The sequence below is a fragment of the Hominimerdicola aceti genome, assembly GCF_025567495.1.
Classification (GTDB): domain Bacteria; phylum Bacillota; class Clostridia; order Oscillospirales; family Ruminococcaceae; genus Hominimerdicola; species Hominimerdicola aceti.
The window spans coordinates 82,064-100,748 of the sequence record NZ_JAOQJZ010000013.1; the positions used below are offsets into that span (position 1 = coordinate 82,064).

Here is an 18,685-nt window from a genome sequence, read left to right on the forward strand (position 1 = left end):
TTTGAATATAAGGAGTTTTTAAAATGAAAGCAAGACTTCCACAGGGAATGGGCAAGGGTCCTTCCAATAACATGAATCAGATGCTCAAGCAGGCTCAGAAAATGCAGGACGAGATCACAGCTCTTCAGGCAGACCTTGAGCAGAGAGAGTTCACAGGTACAGCAGGCGGCGGAGTTGTTGAGGTAACTATCAACGGCAAGAGAAACGTTCTTAAGCTTGATATCAAGCCTGAGGTAGTTGATCCAGAGGACGTTGAAACACTTCAGGACCTCGTTATGGCAGCTTTCAATCAGGCTGTTGCTAACCTCGATGAAGTAAGCGACACTGAAATGCAGAAACTCACAGGCGGAGTATCATTCCCAGGTCTGTTTTAATGGCTGAGTCAAACGCACTGCCTTTGGTACTTCTGGCAGAGCAATTTGCAAAGCTCCCTGGTATAGGCATGAAGTCCGCACAACGCCTTGCCTACTATGTTATGTCCATGACAGACGAGGACGCATCAGCTTTTGCAGCGGCTATCACTAATGCCCACAAAAGCGTTCATCTTTGCAGCGTTTGCCAGAACTTTACTGACAAACCAAAGTGTCCTATCTGTGCCGACCCAAGACGTGACCACACAACGGTCTGCGTAGTAGAAGACCCAAAGGATATAGCAGCTTTCGAGCGTACTAAGGAGTACAAAGGTGTTTACCATGTTTTGCATGGACTTCTCTCCCCTATGGACAACATTTCCCCTGATAAGCTTAAAATAAAAGAACTGCTTGCGAGGATAGAGCCTGAGAATGTTAAAGAAGTCATTATGGCTACTAATCCTACAGTTAATGGCGAAGCTACGGCAATTTACATTTCAAGGCTGCTGAAACCCCTTGGTGTAAAGGTCACACGTTTGGCGTTCGGTCTACCCGTTGGCGGAGTGCTTGAATATGCTGATGAAGTGACGCTTTACAAGGCTTTGGAAAATCGAAACGAAATATAAGGAAAACCTCCCCGAACTATTCGGAGAGGTTTTTTTTACGTCTAAGATTTTTGAAAAATTCCGTCAGTGTATCTGCACACCGCTCTTGCAGTATACCGCCTGTGCAAAGAGGTTTGTGATTATAGGGTAGCTCAAAAAGATTTACCACCGACCCGCAAGAACCAGCCTTTTGGTCATACGCACCAAAAACCACACGCTCAATTCGAGAATTTATTATCGCACCCGTACACATAGGACAAGGCTCGAGAGTAACAAAAAGCTCACAACCCATAAGCCGCCAACCCCCAAGATTGCGACTCGCTTCCTCAATAGCCACAAGTTCGGCATGAGTCAAGGGGGAACGCCCATACTCACGACGATTGAATCCCCTGCCGATTATTTCACCGCTAGAACGCTTCACAACTATCGCACCCACAGGTACTTCCCCCTGCTCTGCGGCAATTTCCGCAAGCTCCAACGCTTTTTTCATGTAAAGCTCATCTCTTGTCATATTATCCTCGCACACACAAACATGGTCACAAGAATTGCAGCTATCCACACTGCGATCGAGTTAGTTGCAATGAAAGATTTAACTCGCTTTGACATCGTCATAAAGGAATTATCATTTTCAATGTTGAATGTCCAGTCACCAAAGCTTGTAAGCTTCGAGTACATCACAAGTGATACACCAACGATCACTGTACATATTATGACTTCTGCTATTTTGGCATAAGGAAGATCATAGAGAACAATGTAACTTAATACAAAATTCGTGATGTGGGCGCAAATACTCATTGAAATTGCAGTAAAAACCGAGCCTGTTCGTATAGTAAAAAGCCCAAGAACCGCAGTACAGCATACAACAAAAGGCAGATATGTAATATCATAGTAGCATAAACCATTCACAACAGCAGTGATCATAATAGCGAAAGTGTCGCCAAATTGACGAAAAGTCTGCAAAAAAACTCCTCGAAATACTATCTCTTGCATTATAGGAACAATGATCGCAAAGAAAGCAAAAGAAACAAGAGCTACAACAGGATCTTCAGAGAATACAAAAATAGAATATATCCCGTCTAAATGCACAGTTGAAAACAGCAGACTAAGGATATATTGTCCAACTCTGCCCACAACGATTATGACCATCATAATTACCACTGCAGTTCCACGCATTTTTTCGTAGCCCTTTGAATTTGCAAAAACGACTTTATTAGGGATCTTAGTAACGATCTTAAAAATAAGACCAGGCACAACAAACTTTGCAGCAAACAACAGACCTAAAATAAAAGTCATTCCAACATCATATCTGCCATATCCGCCATCTGTTTGAGAAAAATACACAAATGTACCAGTTGTATCCGGCGCGTATTTATTCACTATAAAATAGTTAAGAAAATCAATAGCAAGCATTACCACAAGACAAATGCCCAACAAACTACAGCATTTTAACATAGAGATCCTCTCAGCTACCTCTGCCTTATGAGGCACAAAACCCTCGCCATCAATGTATGAGTGTTCTCTTGTATCATGTATAAACTGGAATCCAAAAGAATTCTGAGGATTTGAACGCCACTTTGCAAACGACTTCTTATAATCATCACTCTGATTTTGATAAGTTGTATCCTGAGCAACGTCAATCATATAATCTTTAGTATTTGTATCGTTCAAATTCTCACCTCCATTATACTAATTATAGCATATCACCGTACTTTTTTAAAGCATACAAATATCATTTAACTTATTATTCATAATATTTTAAGACAAAAAAAGATCGGATACATATTGTACCCGATCTTTATATAGCGAACTAAAAATTAGTCTCTAACAGCTGTAACGACGCCAGAACCTACTGTTCTACCACCCTCACGGATAGCGAAACGAAGTCCCTCTTCGATAGCGATTGGAGTGATAAGCTCAACATCCATCTCTACGTTATCGCCAGGCATGCACATTTCCTTGTCAGCAGGAAGTGTGATAACGCCTGTAACGTCAGTTGTTCTGAAATAGAACTGTGGTCTGTAGTTGTTGAAGAATGGAGTATGACGGCCGCCCTCTTCCTTCTTCAGAACGTAAACCTGACCTGAGAACTTTGTGTATGGGTGAATGGAACCTGGCTTACAAAGAACCTGGCCTCTCTGAATGTCAGATCTCTGGATACCACGGAGAAGTGCACCGATGTTATCGCCTGCCTCAGCGTAGTCAAGGATCTTTCTGAACATCTCGATACCTGTTACAACAGTCTTTGGTCTCTCAGTTGAAAGTCCGAGGATCTCAACTTCGTCACCAGTCTTGAGCTGACCTCTTTCAACTCTACCAGTAGCAACTGTACCACGGCCTGTGATTGTGAATACGTCCTCAACAGGCATCAGGAATGGGAGATCAGACTTTCTGTCTGGTGTTGGGATGAATGTGTCAACAGCGTCCATAAGGTCAAGGATTGGCTTGTAAGCTGGATCTGAAAGATCGTCTGGAGCTTCAAGAGCTGCAAGAGCTGAACCCTTGATGATTGGAGTCTCGTCGCCAGGGAAATCGTACTTGTCGAGGAGCTCTCTGATATCCATCTCAACGAGATCGAGAAGCTCTTCATCGTCAACCTGGTCAGCCTTGTTCATGAAAACAACGATAGCTGGAACGCCTACCTGTCTAGCAAGGAGAAGGTGCTCTCTTGTCTGAGCCATAGGACCGTCAGAAGCAGCAACTACGAGGATAGCGCCGTCCATCTGAGCAGCACCAGTGATCATGTTCTTTACATAGTCAGCGTGGCCTGGGCAGTCAACGTGAGCATAGTGACGGTTCTTTGTCTCATACTCAACGTGAGCTGTGTTGATTGTAATTCCTCTCTCTCTCTCCTCTGGAGCTGAGTCGATGTTGTTGTAATCCTTCTTCTCAGCAAGACCTTCAAGAGCAAGAGTCTTTGTGATAGCAGCAGTAAGAGTTGTCTTACCGTGGTCAACGTGACCGATTGTACCAATGTTAACGTGTGGTTTGGTTCTTTCGAAATGTGCCTTTGCCATAGGAATTTTCCTCCTTAAAATTTAATAGTTTCCGATTTAACATACCGTAGTATAATTATATCAAATAAAAAGCAAATTTGCAATAGAAAAAGCAGAAAATTTTCCGCAAATTTATTAGTCCTTGTTTCTTGAAGCCATGATCTTCTCAGAGATAGACTTTGGTACCTGAATGTAGCTGTCAGGCTCCATTGTGTACTGTCCACGACCCTGTGTCTTAGAACGCAGGTCATTTGAGTAACCAAACATTTCAGACAGTGGAACGAGAGCGTCTACCTGAACAGCACCAGTTCTCTGCTCCTGACCGAGGATCTGTCCACGACGGGAGTTGAGGTCGCCTATAACTGTTCCGAGATAATCATCAGGAGCGATAACGCAAACCTTCATGATAGGCTCAAGAATGATTGGTGAAGCCTTTCTCATAGCCTCCTTGAACGCCATAGAACCGGCGATCTTAAATGCCATTTCAGAAGAATCGACTTCGTGATAAGATCCATCGTACAGCTCAACCTTAACGTCAACTACCTGGAAGCCTGCGAGAACACCGTTCTCCATAGCGCCCCTGATACCTGCATCAACTGCAGGAATGTATTCCTTAGGAATAGCACCGCCGACAACCTTGTTGATGAACTCATAGCCCTTACCGGACTCGTTTGGCTCAACGTTTATCTTAACGTGACCGTACTGACCCTTACCACCTGACTGCTTAGCGTACTTGTAATCAACGCTTGCAGGAGCAGTAATTGTTTCCTTATATGAAACCTGAGGAGCGCCGACATTAGCCTCTACCTTGAACTCACGGAGAAGTCTGTCTACGATGATCTCAAGGTGCAGCTCGCCCATTCCGGCGATAATTGTCTGACCTGTTTCCTCAGAAGTATAAGTTCTGAATGTTGGGTCCTCTTCAGCAAGCTTTGCAAGAGCGATACCCATCTTTTCCTGACCTGCCTTAGTCTTAGGCTCAATAGCGAGCTGGATAACAGGCTCAGGGAATTCCATTGACTCAAGAAGTACAGGGTGCTCTTCATCACAAAGAGTGTCACCTGTTGTTGTGTTCTTCAGACCGATAGCGGCACCGATATCACCAGCGTAGATAGTATCGATATCCTTTCTAGCGTTAGAGTGCATCTGAACGATTCTTCCGATTCTCTCGTCCTTGTCCTTAGTGGAGTTATAAACTGTAGAACCGGCTGTCAGAACACCTGAATAAACTCTGAAGTAGCAGAGCTTACCAACGAATGGGTCTGTAGCGATCTTGAATGCGAGAGCAGCGAATGGCTGATCGTCGCCTGAAATTCTCTCAACTTCCTCACCTGTATTTACGTCAGTACCCTTGATGTGTGGTACGTCGATAGGTGAAGGCATATAATCTACAATAGCGTCAAGAAGCTTCTGAACGCCCTTGTTTCTGTATGAAGTTCCGCAGGTAACAGGTACCATTGTGTTAGCGATAGTACTCTTTCTGATTACCTTCTTCATCTCGTCGATAGTGATCTCTTCGTCTGCGAAATACTTCTCAGCGAGATCGTCATCAACTTCTGCAAGATGCTCGATAAGGTCAGCGTGATACTGTTCAGCCTTTTCCTTAAGGTCCTCAGGGATCTCTTCCTGACGGATATCCTTTCCAAGGTCATCATAGTATACATAAGCCTTCATTTCGAGCAGATCGACGATACCCTTGAAGTCGTCCTCAGCACCGATAGGGAGCTGGATAGGAACGGCATTACAATGAAGTCTTTCATGGAGCATATTCAAAACGTTGTAGAAGTTTGCACCCATGATATCCATCTTGTTGACATATACCATTCTTGGTACCTGATAGTTATCAGCCTGTCTCCAAACTGTTTCAGTCTGAGGCTCAACACCACCCTTAGCACAAAGAACTGTTACAGAACCGTCGAGTACACGAAGTGAACGCTCAACCTCAACTGTAAAGTCAACGTGGCCTGGAGTATCTATAATGTTGAGTCTGTGACCCTTCCAGTAGCAAGTAGTAGCAGCAGAAGTAATTGTGATACCTCTCTCCTTCTCCTGTGCCATCCAGTCCATTGTAGATGCACCGTCGTGTGTTTCACCGATCTTATAGTTTACACCGGTATAAAACAGGATACGCTCTGTAGTAGTAGTCTTGCCGGCGTCGATGTGTGCCATGATACCGATATTACGGTAATCCTGCAATTTACATTCTCTTGCCATATATATCCTCCTTTATACCTCTTACCATCTGTAATGAGCGAAAGCCTTGTTAGCTTCAGCCATCTTATGAGTTTCGTCACGCTTCTTGCATGAACCGCCAACGCCGTTAAGAGCGTCGAGGATCTCTGCTGCGAGTCTCTCTCTCATTGTGTCCTCGTTTCTCTCACGAGAATACTTTGTTATCCATCTCAGACCAAGTGTCTGTCTTCTGTCAGGACGAACCTCCATTGGTACCTGGTAAGTCGCACCGCCTACACGGCGAGCCTTGACCTCCAGCTCAGGCATGATGTTATCCATAGCCTCCTGGAATACTTCAAGAGCAGGTCTGCCTGTCTTTTCTTCGACAATTTCAAATGCTCCGTAAACGATCTTCTGGGCAACACCCTTCTTACCGTCAAGCATGATGTTGTTTACAAGACGTGTAACAAGCTTAGAATTGTATACTGGATCCTGAAGCACGTCTCTCTTTGTAACTCTACCTCTTCTTGGCACTTTAATTCCCTCCTTCACAAATAATGAATTCACAGGTACTCGCTCTGTAACCACGGCATACAGCCGTTTTACAGCCCCGTCAGTTCCTTGTAGAGTCAACTAATATATATTAATCACTCCACATAAACTGTGGTCTTCGCAATATGCGACAATGAGTTATTACCTTGTTACTAAAATGAGCTTTTCAGTTTTTGATTACTTGGCTGCTCCTGCCTTTGGCTTCTTAGCGCCATACTTGGATCTCGCCTGCATTCTCTTAGCAACGCCCTGAGCGTCGAGAGTGCCTCTGATGATGTGATATCTTACACCAGGGAGGTCCTTAACACGTCCGCCTCTGATAAGAACAACGGAGTGCTCCTGAAGATTGTGTCCAATACCAGGGATATAAGCTGTAACTTCGTTTCCGTTTGTGAGCTTAACTCTGGCAACCTTTCTCATAGCTGAGTTTGGCTTCTTAGGTGTAGCAGTTCTTACTACTGTGCAAACACCACGCTTCTGTGGGCAGCTCTGATCGATAACTACCTTCTTCTTTGAGTTGAAACCCTTCTGAAGAGCAGGAGCTGTAGACTTGTCTGCAAGGACATTTCTTCCTTTTCTTACTAACTGGTTAAAGGTTGGCATATTTTCTCTCCTTTCATAGATTTGATACTATACGCTGATATACAATACATCAGCATACCTTGATATTATACACTATTCTCCGTCTCTTGTCAAGCACTTTTTCTTGACTTTTTTAACTTTTTGAAAATTTCAGTTAAATTTTCTGTCAAAAGCTATAAAAAGCACAGGGCAGCGGCTTTTCACGCCCTGCCCTGCTGTAATCCTGTCTATATACTATCTTAAATACCGTCCGTTCTGTTATTTTCCTTTGATGATGTCTCCTGAGCCGCCCGGATAGACCACCTCGCCGCTGCGTGTATAGATGCTGTGGTAGGTCATCACAACGTCACTGTTATCTGTTTTGTCTGATATTTCCTCCGGCGTGTCCACTTCATTGAGATATATTTTAAAGTCATCGTTAAAAAATGCTGACAGGTGGCTTACAAATCTAACATCCAATATCCACTGCTTATTGTCATCGAAGAAATTCGCCTTATGTGTATATATCCCGTCAAAGTCTTTCTCGCCGTTGACGTCCGCCATACTGAATTTCACGGCGTTGTTCCAGTTAGATGTGATGGAGTAATATCTTTCGCCTATCTTAACCACTGCACCTTCATCGGTGGTTTTTACCACTTCTGCTGTAGTGTTTTTATAATCCTTGAGTGGTGTGACCGATATAGGAAAATCTATAGTTATCTTGCTTGTGACGTAATCATAGGCTGAGCAGTTGCTGAGAGCCTGCCATTTGATACCCAAGCTGTCAGTACGCTGCTTATAATTGCTTACGATCTCAACATCGCTGTCTGTGAGCATACCGCCTCTTCCTGCATCGACCGCACATTGCAGCACCTGCTGCTTCATTTTTTTCTCGCCCTCGTCTGTTGAGGTGTCGATATCATGCACTGCTGCCACCGCACTGCACAGCTCTGAATAAAGCTGCGTACCCATACCGTCGCCCTGCCAATCTTCAGTTGTGTCATAGTGGGTCACAATGTCATAAGCTGTCACAAAAGAGATGTCGTCCTCGAACTTTGTGCCGATAACTACTGCCGAGCCTATATCAATATCCTGAGCATAGACTGCCTTGCCCGTGGTCTTATCCTTTACGCCGAAATCCACCTTAAAACGCAGAACTCTGTTTGCAGACATAAGCGACGCCACGTCATAAACGTCCTTGATGTCGTCATTCACTTCTACATATGGCTTTGCAGAGCTATATATCTTATCCACAAAAATATAGCAGTCACCGTTGCTTGTTGCCCCTGCGAAAATACCCTCGATAACTATTTCATCATCTGAGATAAGCTTTAGCAGACCCTCCTCAGCAGCCTTGCCGTAGTCTATCTCCGCTGTTTGTGAGCTATCCTGTGCAGAACTTTCTTCCTGTGCCGCAGAGCTTGCCGAAGGTGTTATCTCTATATCGCCTTCGTCTCTGAAAAGCGTCATTGCACCGCCCACCACCAGAAGCAAAGCCGCAAGCACCGCACCTGCAAGCTGAAAGCCTGTAAGTTTTGTTTTATTTTTCTCTGTAGGCTTGTCATACATAAGCACACTCTCCTTCCAATCCGAAGGAGTTTTAATGCAGTAAAAAGCGTTTATTTTTTTCATTTTCTGCTCCTTTCTGTGATATTATCATTGCAAACTATAATGTTATGTCTAAAATGCCAGCCCCTACTTAATGTTTTTTACCGCTTTTGTAGGGGAGCGGCTCAATTTCTGTTTCACAGAAATGCGACGTCCCGATACTTTATGTCTTTATTGACATTCATATAGTTCACAACATTATCATATCCTTCAGTTGTTCTCTTCCACGTTTGAGATGTGTTTTTATCGTGTTTTCCTTGATATTTGTCAGCTCAGCTATCTCCTGCACTGACAGCTCCTCAAAGTAATAAAGATAAATACTATCCCGATATTTCGGGGGAAGTCTGAAAATAAGGTCAAGTATCTCTATGTCGCTGCCGTCCTTTGAGAAAGATGTTATGCTGTTCAGATCGACTGTGTTTTTCCTCAAACGATACCGCAAAACACTCCGGCATTCGTTGAGAGCCACTCTGATGAGCCACGCTTTCGGGTTTGGCAGACTGCCTTTTTTCATCTGCTTGAAAAGCTTGAAGAACACGTTCTGATAGCAGTCCTCAGCGTCGGAAAAATTTCCCGTGTGCACCACGCAAAGCCTTGTTACCATATCCGAATACTCCTCTACAAGTTGGCGGTATTCGCTTTCGGTCATATTCTTCATGCTTTCACTCCCCTTCATATACTAAAACGCCGTGGCAGGCAAAAAGGTTTCATACAAAATAAAAAAATCAGCCCGCATGAATGAACCATGCAGGCTGATATAAAAGTCATTAGTACAACGGTGTTTCTGCGGTGTTATGATTAGCCGCACTCTCATTCTTGACCACCTGAACGTTGTTGTAAACGTCCATACCGGTGCCGGCAGGAATGAGCTTACCGATAATAACATTTTCCTTAAGACCCATGAGCTTATCGGTCTTGCCTCTGATAGCTGCGTCTGTAAGAGCCTTAGTTGTCTCCTGGAATGAAGCAGCCGACAGGAATGAATCCGAGTAGCTTGAAGCCTTTGTGATACCCTGAAGAACAGGAACAGTTGTGATAAGTCTTGCGTTCTCGTCGCCAGCGTCGATCTGAGCCTGTATCTCCTCGTTGAGTCTTGCGACCTCTCCTCTGTCGATAAGTGAACCAGGGAGCAGATAGCTTGAACCGGAGTCGTCGATCTTGACCTTTCTCATCATCTGACGAACGATAACTTCGATGTGCTTATCGTTGATATCAACACCCTGCAGACGGTAAACCTTCTGAACTTCGGTGATGATGTAGTTCTGAACAGCCTTAGGACCATTAACTGCAAGGATATCAGCTGGGTTGATAGAACCCTCTGTGAGCGGCTCACCGGCTGTAACAGCCTGTCCCTCACGAACTCTTATCTTGTAGCCGTATGGGATAGCATAAGACTCCTGCTCAGGATTTTCAGTGTCCTCGCTTGTAACAGTGATCTGCTTGGTCTTCTTGACCTCCTCGATCCTAACTACGCCGTCGATCCTTGTGATGATAGCAGCACCCTTTGGACGTCTGCTCTCAAACAGTTCCTCGACTCTAGGAAGACCCTGTGTGATATCTTCCGCAGATGCGATACCACCTGTGTGGAAGGTTCTCATTGTAAGCTGTGTACCAGGCTCACCGATAGACTGAGCGGAGATTACGCCGACAGCCTCACCGACCTGAACGATATTTCCGTTTGCAAGGTTAGCGCCGTAGCACTTAGCGCAAACGCCATGCTTAGCCTGACACTGAAGAACTGATCTGATAGAGATAGAATCCTTGCCCTCAGCTTCGAGTGCAGCAACTATTCTTTCAGCGTCATGAACGTTTATGAGCTTGTTTCTTGAGCATATCATCTCGCCTGTCTTAGGATCCTTGAGATCCTCAACAAGGTATCTGCCAACAAGTCTCTCGCTGAGAGGCTCGATCATTTCATTGCCGTTCTTTATGTCGAATATCTCGATACCAACGTGAGTACCGCAGTCCTCCTGACGAATGATAACGTCCTGAGAAACGTCAACAAGACGTCTTGTAAGGTAACCTGAGTCAGCAGTACGAAGAGCTGTATCGGCAAGTCCCTTTCTCGCACCTCTGGAAGAAATGAAGTATTCCAGAATGTTAAGACCTTCACGGTAGTTAGCTCTGATAGGCATCTCGATAGTTGAACCTGATGTGTTGGCGATAAGTCCACGCATACCTGCCAGCTGTCTGATCTGGTTGATAGAACCACGGGCACCTGAGTCAGCCATCATGTTGATAGGGTTGTATGGATCAAGGTTAGCTTTCAGAGCCTCTGTAACTTCGTCTGTAGCGTTGTTCCAGATCTCGATGAACTTCTTTGACTTCTCTTCTCTTGAAATATAACCTCTCTTATACTGCTTGTCTATCTTGTCAACAAGTCCGTCAGCCTTAGCAAGGATATCCTTCTTAGCCTCAGGGATAGAAGCGTCGCATACTGCAACTGTGATAGCAGACTTTGTAGAATACTTATAACCAAGGCTCTTGATGTTGTCGAGAACTTCGGAAGTCGTAGTAGTACCGTGCTTCTGGATACATTTATCAATGATATCAGAAAGCTGCTTCTTCTTTACAAGGAAGCTTATCTCAAGATCGAACTGCTTTTCTGAATTTGTTCTGTCAACAAAGCCAAGGTTCTGAGGAATGATAGAGTTGAAGATAAGTCTTCCGACTGTAGCGTCTATCACCTTTGATACCTGCTTGTCGCCTATCTGCTTGGTAATTCTTACCTTGATAGCAGCGTGAAGTGAAACGATGTGCTGATCGTAAGCCATAAGAGCCTCGTTCACATCTCTGAACACCTTGCCCTCGCCAGGCTCGCCGTCCTTCTTCAGTGTCAAGTAGTAAGAACCAAGTATCATATCCTGTGTAGGAACTGCAACAGGGCGTCCGTCTGAAGGCTTCAACAGGTTGTTGGCAGCCAGCATAAGGAATCTTGCCTCAGCCTGAGCCTCTGCTGAGATCGGCAGGTGAACAGCCATCTGGTCGCCGTCGAAGTCAGCGTTGAACGCTGTACAAACCAGTGGGTGAAGCTTGATAGCTCTGCCCTCTACAAGGATAGGCTCGAATGCCTGAATACCAAGTCTGTGAAGTGTAGGCGCACGATTGAGCATTACAGGGTGACCCTGAATAACGTTTTCAAGTGCGTCCCAAACCTCTGGCTCAGCTCTGTCTACCTTTTTCCTTGCAGACTTGATGTTGATAGTAGGATTGGTGTCAACAAGTCTTTTCATAACGAAAGGCTTGAACAGCTCAAGAGCCATTTCCTTTGGCAGACCGCACTGATACATCTTAAGCTCAGGGCCTACGACGATAACAGAACGTCCTGAATAGTCAACACGCTTACCAAGAAGGTTCTGTCTGAAACGTCCCTGCTTACCTTTGAGCATATCAGAAAGTGACTTGTATGCTCTGTTGTTAGGACCTGTAACAGGTCTGCCGTGTCTGCCGTTGTCGATAAGTGCGTCAACAGCTTCCTGAAGCATTCTCTTTTCGTTTCTAACGATGATGTCAGGTGCTTCAAGCTCCAGCATTTTCTTAAGACGGTTATTTCTGTTGATAACACGTCTGTAAAGGTCATTAAGGTCGCTGGTTGCGTATCTTCCGCCGTCCAGCAGTACCATAGGTCTGATATCAGGTGGTATAACAGGTATAGCCTCCAGTATCATCCACTCAGGTCTGTTGCCTGATGTTCTGAAAGCCTCAACGATCTCCAGTCTTTTCAGAAGCTTGATACGCTTCTGACCCGCAGGAAGATCCTTCAGCTCAGTTTTAAGCTCTTCTGAAAGCTTCTCGAGGTCGATCTCTTCAAGAAGCTCCTTGATAGCCTCAGCGCCCATGCCGGCTCTGAACTCGTCCTCGTCATACTTTTCCTGCATTTCGCTATAATCCTTTTCAGTAAGGAGCTGACCCTTGATAAGCTCAGTGTTACCTGGATCTATAACGATGTATTTTGTGAAGTAAAGAACTTCTTCAAGTCTTTTCTGTGATATTTCAAGCATCTGTCCTATTCTTGACGGAGTTCCCTTGAAATACCAAATGTGAGAAACAGGTGCAGCAAGCTCGATGTGACCCATTCTCTCTCTACGAACCTTGGCTCTTGTTACCTCAACGCCGCAGCGCTCGCAGACTTTGCCTTTAAAGCGAATTTTCTTATATTTACCGCAGTGACACTCCCAGTCCTTTGAAGGTCCGAATATCTTTTCGCAGAACAATCCGTCCTTTTCCGGCTTCTGAGTACGATAGTTTATTGTTTCAGGTCTGGTAACAACGCCGTAAGACCACTCACGGATCTTCTGAGGCGAAGCAAGACCGATCTTGATTGATGCAAACTCATTGAATTCCAACAGCAGTACCCTCTTCCTGTTTAGTTTGAAGCACGGCAACAGCCGACTTCTATATGAAACGGTCGCAGGGGCGGAGCCTTCCGCCCTTTGACCTCAGCTTATTTAGTTACTGTGCAAAATTATTCACCGTCATTAAGGAACAGATCAGACTCGTCGGAAGCTGCGCTGCCCTCCAGTTCGGAAGTGCCGTTCTCGTCTTCAGCCATGAAGCCCTCGTCGAGATCGCCCTCGTCAACGCCGAAATCGATATGATCTTCGATAGCAGGCTGTGGAACAAGCTCCTCGTCCTCGTCAAACGACTGCTTAAGATCTATTTCCTCATTATTGATGTTGAGTACCTTGAGATCCAGACCAAGTGACTGAAGCTCCTTAACAAGTACCTTGAACGCCTCAGGAACACCAGGCTTAGGAACATTCTGTCCCTTAACGATAGCCTCGTATGTCTTGACTCTTCCCACAGTATCGTCAGACTTAACTGTAAGGATCTCCTGAAGTGTGTAAGCAGCACCGTAAGCTTCGAGCGCCCAAACTTCCATTTCTCCGAATCTCTGACCACCGAACTGAGCCTTACCGCCGAGTGGCTGCTGTGTTACCAGTGAGTAAGGACCAACTGAACGTGCGTGTATCTTATCGTCTACGAGGTGGTGGAGCTTCAGGTAGTACATATAACCAACTGTAACTCTGTTATCGAACTTCTCGCCTGTTCTTCCGTCATAAACAGTGAACTTGCCGTCCTCGCTCATGCTCAGAGCGTTAGGGTTGATGACCTCGTCCATTGTGTGGAGAGTGAACTCATCGTCCTTATGCTCCAGATAATTCTGCTGAGCCATTTTGAAGCATTCTCTGATGTCTGCCTCGTGAGCACCGTCAAATACAGGGGTCATTATCTTCCAGCCAAGAGCCTTTGCCGCCATACCAAGATGAACCTCAAGCACCTGACCGATGTTCATACGAGAAGGTACGCCCAATGGGTTAAGACAGATATCAAGCGGAGTACCATCCTCAAGGAATGGCATATCCTCCTGTGGGAGTATTCTTGAAACGACACCCTTGTTACCGTGACGACCCGCCATTTTATCGCCCACAGAGATCTTTCTCTTCTGTGCGATGTAGCATCTGACGAGCATATTTACTCCAGGAGAAAGCTCGTCGCAGTTCTCTCTTGTGAATATCTTAACATCAATGATAGTACCGGCCTCGCCGTGAGGTACCTTAAGAGAATTATCTCTAACTTCTCTAGCCTTTTCGCCGAAGATAGCTCTCAGAAGTCTTTCTTCTGCTGTCAGCTCAGTTTCACCCTTAGGTGTTACCTTACCAACAAGTATATCTCCTGAGCGAACCTCTGCGCCTATTCTGATGATACCGTTCTCGTCCAGATCCTTAAGAGCGTCCTCACCAACGTTAGGGATATCTCTTGTGATCTCCTCAGGTCCGAGCTTTGTATCTCTGGCTTCTGTCTCATACTCTTCAATATGGATAGAAGTGTACTTATCCTGCTTTACAAGGTTTTCGTTCAGAAGAACGGCGTCCTCGTAGTTGTAACCTTCCCAGGTCATGAAGCCGATAAGAGCGTTCTTACCAAGTGAAAGCTCACCGTTTGAGGTAGCAGGGCCGTCACCGATTATCTGATTAGCTTCAATTCTCTCGCCCTTGTTGACGATAGGTCTCTGGTTTGTGCAAGTACCTGCGTTTGAACGCTTGAACTTAGTCAGCTCATAAGTTCTGAGCATACCGCTGTCCTCACGGATAACGATCTTGTCAGCGTCAACGCTCTCAACAACACCTGCGTTCTTAGAAACAACAGCAACGCCTGAATCAAGACAAGCCTTGTACTCCATACCAGTACCAACGATAGGAGACTCAGTCTTGAGCAGCGGCACAGCCTGTCTCTGCATGTTTGAACCCATGAGCGCACGGTTAGCGTCATCGTTCTCAAGGAACGGGATACAAGCAGTAGCCACAGAAACTACCATTTTAGGCGAAACGTCCATGAAGTCGATCTTCTCTCTCTCTATCTCGAGGATCTGATCTCTGTATCTGCCGTTTACCTTAGGTCTGGCAAACTTGTTGTCCTCAGTAAGAGGCTCGTTTGCCTGAGCGACCATGTAGTTATCTTCAACGTCAGCCGTCATATAAACAACTTCGTCAGTTACAACGCCTGTTTCCTTGTCAACACGTCTGTAAGGAGCTTCTATAAAGCCGTACTCGTTTATCCTTGCGAAAGAAGCAAGGTAAGAGATAAGTCCGATGTTAGGACCTTCAGGCGTCTCGATAGGACACATTCTGCCGTAGTGAGTATAGTGAACGTCACGGACCTCAAATCCGGCACGGTCTCTTGAAAGACCGCCAGGGCCGAGGGCTGAAAGTCTTCTCTTATGAGTAAGCTCAGCCAGAGGGTTGTTCTGATCCATGAACTGTGACAGTGGAGAAGAACCGAAGAACTCTCTGATAGCCGCAGTGATAGGTCTTATATTGATAAGAGCTGTAGGAGTAACGACCTCAGTGCCCTGTGACTGAATGTTCATTCTCTCACGGATAACTCTTTCCATTCTTGTGAAACCGATCCTGAACTGGTTCTGAAGAAGCTCGCCTACTGAACGGATTCTTCTGTTGCCAAGATGGTCGATATCGTCAACAGTACCAACACCTTCGCAAAGGTTGAGGAAGTAAGAAACCGTAGCGATAATATCATCGATAGTGATGTGCTTTGGAACGAGGTCGTCAGCCTTAAGTCTGATGTTCTCCTTAAGCTCTTCCTCATTCTCAGAATCTTCAAGAATTTCTTTGAGAGCCTTGAAAGATACCTTTTCGTTGATGCCAAGCTCAGTGCAGTCAAAATCAACATAAGCGTTGATGTCTACCATGCCGTTGCCTATGATCTTAACTTCGCACTCTTCAAGCTTTGTAACAGCCTCGCCTGTTGCGGAAGTAAGATGCTCCTTTACCTCAACGTCAACGTAAGCCTCCATAACACCTGCGGTCTCGATCTCCATAGCCTTATCAAAGCTGATAAGATTGCCGGCCTCAGCCATTACCTCGCCTGTCATAGGATTTACAACAGGTCTTGAAAGTCTGTGACCTGAAAGTCTTGAACCAACGCCAAGCTTCTTGTTGTACTTATATCTGCCAAATCTTGAAAGATCATATCTCTTAGCGTCAAAGAACAGGTTGTTCAGGTGAGTAACAGCAGAATCTACTGTAGGAGGCTCGCCCGGACGGAGCTTCTTGTAAACCTCAAGAAGAGCTTCCTCTCTGTTAGCAGTCTGATCCTTCTGCATGATAGTCTGAGTAAGTCTTTCATCAGGACCGAAAACTTCCTCGATCTCCTCGTTAGTACCAATACCCAGCGATCTCAGGAAAGTAGTAAGAGGGATCTTTCTGTTTTTATCGATTCTGACATAAACCACGTCGTTAGAATCCATTTCATATTCAAGCCAAGCGCCTCTGTTAGGGATAACAGTTGTCTTGAACAGATCCTTACCGGTCTTGTCCTTATCAAAAGCGTAATAAACACCTGGTGAACGCACCAACTGAGAAACGATAACACGCTCTGCACCGTTGATAACAAAAGTTCCGCTGTCGGTCATTTTAGGGAAGTCACCCATAAATACCTCGGACTCCTTGATCTCGCCGGTCTCGGTATTGTTAAGTCTTGCAGTAACTCTCAGTGGCACTGCATAAGTTACATCTCTCGCCTTGCACTCTGCAACAGAATACTTAGCCTCTTCGTCGAAATGGTATCCAACAAAAGTCAGCTCCAGCGTACCATTATAATCAGTAATAGCTGAAACATCTCTGAAGACCTCCTTCAGACCTTCATCGAGGAACCACTGATAAGAGTTCTTCTGCACTTCAATAAGGTTAGGCATCTCCAGAACCTCATTGATCTTGGCAAAGCTCTTTCTCGTGTTCTTACCAAGTTTTACGTCCTTGACATTCACCATAGGCTCAATCACTCCTTAATTTATTTGGAAAATACATTTATATAACACTATATAACAATCGTATTCGCCAGTGGTTTTGGCGGTGTTTTCCATGATTTTCTGCACTCAAAAACGCATGAAATAGGTGGAAAACTCCATTATGATACAGTATACTATTATATAATATTAGCAAGCCCTTGTCAAGCATTTTAGCTTACACTTCTCACCGATTTTCCTATTTTCTCCGATTTGAACAAAAATCGCACAATTCGACGCAGAAACTTCTACTATTACCAATGTGTTATCAAATCGTAAATTTTTCGCTTACCAACCTGTTTTTATCACCCTCCGCCTCATTACCTCCACCCTAACCTACCCTTTATTTCATCACTATCTGCACCAACTTGTCTGCCATTACATAATAATTCCGATTTACTTGTCATATCCAACAAAAAATCACTTAACAAATTGTGCAAACAAATGATTTATATTTTAATTTGGCAACATTTCAGCAATTGTTGCATTTTTTATGCAACAAAAGTGGTGATTTTCGGGATAAGTAGAAAGCGTTTTGATACTTGCGGGCACGTACAAGCCCTGCGACTTAGTGAAACCGAGGTGAGTTTCTGGAACAGGCTGTAGAGTACTTGTGTCAAAGCGTGGGTGTGCATTGCGGTATTTTGTGTATACGCAACCAAGGGCTTAATACCCAATGTCACACCCCGAATGTAACTTGAAAATTGAATAAAAAACGACTGAAACACGACCCCCACGGCAACAAATCTGTAGGGGCGAACATCGTTCGCCCGTCGAAGAAACAAGTCCACGATTACAACCATTGTAGGGCAGAACAAAAAACTATCCTATCACGCTTGTAGGGGCTGGCGCCCTCGACAGCCCGCTCGAAGTGACGAGGTTTGAATTTACCATAAAGTCATGCAGATGCACAAAGACGTGCGAGGGGGTCGGGACGTCGCATTTCTGTGAGCTTGCGAACAGAAATTTCGCCAAGCCCCTACAATTCTGAAATTATAACAAATTCTGAACACGGACGAACGCTGTTCGCCCCTACAGTTATTTAGGCAAGTCCTACCTCCGCAAAATCGCTCCGCTCTTTGCGTATCTACGTTTTGCTATGGGATAGAAAAGCGGTGCAGATTTAATTCTCCGATATCACTTTCATCTAATATTTGACTTCTATATGCTATTTTCATTAAATCTGCACCTTGTCGGCTTGCGCCGAATGAGGCTCTGCCTCATACTCCGCTAGGGGCTTTGCCCCTAGACCCCACAAGCCCTCTAGCGCCGGGCTTGAGCGTGCGCTTTATCTCTCGCTTCGCTCGGTGCTTTATTTTTTACTTTATGCTTGCAATTTACTCTGGTCTGCTATGCTCATTCCTCATTCCTCATTCCTCATTCCTCATTTCTCATTTCTCACTCCTCACTCCTCACTTAAACTCCGCTCCTATTAAAAACTTTGTAGGTTTGTCAATCATATTGGACACTATTATTAAGAAATTCGATAGGCGAAAACCATTTGAGGGGACGCATAGGACGGTTGTTTGTTCGACTTAA

At 44.9% G+C, this 18,685-nt stretch carries 12 protein-coding genes; 2 read left to right on the plus strand and 10 right to left on the minus strand.

All coding sequences use genetic code 11. The features are described from left to right. Positions 1-23: 23 nt before the first annotated feature. Positions 24-374: a YbaB/EbfC family nucleoid-associated protein gene (locus OCV57_RS11770; RefSeq protein ID WP_022288657.1), complete on the plus strand. Its 351-nt coding sequence runs from the start codon at positions 24-26 to the stop codon at positions 372-374. Continuing rightward, positions 374-976, plus strand: a complete 603-nt coding sequence (recR, locus tag OCV57_RS11775) for a recombination mediator RecR (protein ID WP_195249025.1) — start codon at positions 374-376, stop codon at positions 974-976. The genes OCV57_RS11770 and recR overlap by 1 nt, the downstream gene beginning before the upstream one ends. A 16-nt stretch (positions 977-992) precedes the next feature. Here the strand turns inward: recR and tadA are convergent, their stop codons facing one another. From tadA to rpoB, 10 genes are all read right to left on the minus strand, one after another. Continuing rightward, entirely contained in the window at positions 993-1,466 is a 474-nt protein-coding gene (gene tadA, locus OCV57_RS11780) for a tRNA adenosine(34) deaminase TadA (RefSeq protein ID WP_022288659.1), read from the minus strand. Continuing rightward, complete coding sequence (locus OCV57_RS11785) at positions 1,463-2,623, minus strand: CPBP family intramembrane glutamic endopeptidase (RefSeq protein ID WP_117863571.1); 1,161 nt, start codon at positions 2,621-2,623, stop codon at positions 1,463-1,465. The genes tadA and OCV57_RS11785 overlap by 4 nt, the downstream gene beginning before the upstream one ends. Before the next feature lie 146 nt (positions 2,624-2,769). Next, a complete protein-coding gene (tuf, locus tag OCV57_RS11790; protein WP_022288661.1) occupies positions 2,770-3,969 on the minus strand; it encodes an elongation factor Tu in 1,200 nt (399 codons plus the stop codon). 114 nt (positions 3,970-4,083) lie between these two features. Then, positions 4,084-6,162, minus strand: coding sequence for an elongation factor G (fusA, locus tag OCV57_RS11795; protein WP_046439623.1), 2,079 nt, complete (start codon positions 6,160-6,162; stop codon positions 4,084-4,086). A gap of 21 nt (positions 6,163-6,183) precedes the next feature. Beyond that, a complete protein-coding gene (gene rpsG, locus OCV57_RS11800; RefSeq protein WP_022288663.1) occupies positions 6,184-6,654 on the minus strand; it encodes a 30S ribosomal protein S7 in 471 nt (156 codons plus the stop codon). A 195-nt stretch (positions 6,655-6,849) separates the two neighbouring features. Then, the gene (rpsL, locus tag OCV57_RS11805; RefSeq protein WP_022288664.1) at positions 6,850-7,275 is read right to left on the minus strand and encodes a 30S ribosomal protein S12; all 426 of its coding nucleotides are present in this window, start codon (positions 7,273-7,275) and stop codon (positions 6,850-6,852) included. 237 nt (positions 7,276-7,512) lie between these two features. Continuing rightward, entirely contained in the window at positions 7,513-8,865 is a 1,353-nt protein-coding gene (locus OCV57_RS11810; RefSeq protein ID WP_267301715.1) for a hypothetical protein, read from the minus strand. Between the two features lie 166 nt (positions 8,866-9,031). Next, positions 9,032-9,499, minus strand: coding sequence for an RNA polymerase sigma factor (locus OCV57_RS11815; RefSeq protein WP_158455071.1), 468 nt, complete (start codon positions 9,497-9,499; stop codon positions 9,032-9,034). A gap of 109 nt (positions 9,500-9,608) precedes the next feature. Continuing rightward, a complete protein-coding gene (gene rpoC, locus OCV57_RS11820) occupies positions 9,609-13,187 on the minus strand; it encodes a DNA-directed RNA polymerase subunit beta' (protein ID WP_022288667.1) in 3,579 nt (1,192 codons plus the stop codon). Positions 13,188-13,306: 119 nt separating this feature from the next. Next, a complete protein-coding gene (gene rpoB / locus OCV57_RS11825) occupies positions 13,307-17,131 on the minus strand; it encodes a DNA-directed RNA polymerase subunit beta (RefSeq protein ID WP_195551311.1) in 3,825 nt (1,274 codons plus the stop codon). Positions 17,132-18,685 lie beyond the last annotated feature (1,554 nt).

Bases quoted from the DNA above. Each gene is read 5' to 3' on its own strand.
- OCV57_RS11770 (WP_022288657.1), top strand. From the start codon at position 24: ATGAAAGCAAGACTTCCACAGGGAATGGGCAAGGGTCCTTCCAATAAC.
- recR (WP_195249025.1), top strand. From the start codon at position 374: ATGGCTGAGTCAAACGCACTGCCTTTGGTACTTCTGGCAGAGCAATTT.
- tadA (WP_022288659.1), bottom strand. From the start codon at position 1,466: ATGACAAGAGATGAGCTTTACATGAAAAAAGCGTTGGAGCTTGCGGAA.
- tuf (WP_022288661.1), bottom strand. From the start codon at position 3,969: ATGGCAAAGGCACATTTCGAAAGAACCAAACCACACGTTAACATTGGT.
- fusA (WP_046439623.1), bottom strand. From the start codon at position 6,162: ATGGCAAGAGAATGTAAATTGCAGGATTACCGTAATATCGGTATCATG.
- rpsL (WP_022288664.1), bottom strand. From the start codon at position 7,275: ATGCCAACCTTTAACCAGTTAGTAAGAAAAGGAAGAAATGTCCTTGCA.
- OCV57_RS11810 (WP_267301715.1), bottom strand. From the start codon at position 8,865: ATGAAAAAAATAAACGCTTTTTACTGCATTAAAACTCCTTCGGATTGG.
- OCV57_RS11815 (WP_158455071.1), bottom strand. From the start codon at position 9,499: ATGAAGAATATGACCGAAAGCGAATACCGCCAACTTGTAGAGGAGTAT.
- rpoB (WP_195551311.1), bottom strand. From the start codon at position 17,131: ATGGTGAATGTCAAGGACGTAAAACTTGGTAAGAACACGAGAAAGAGC.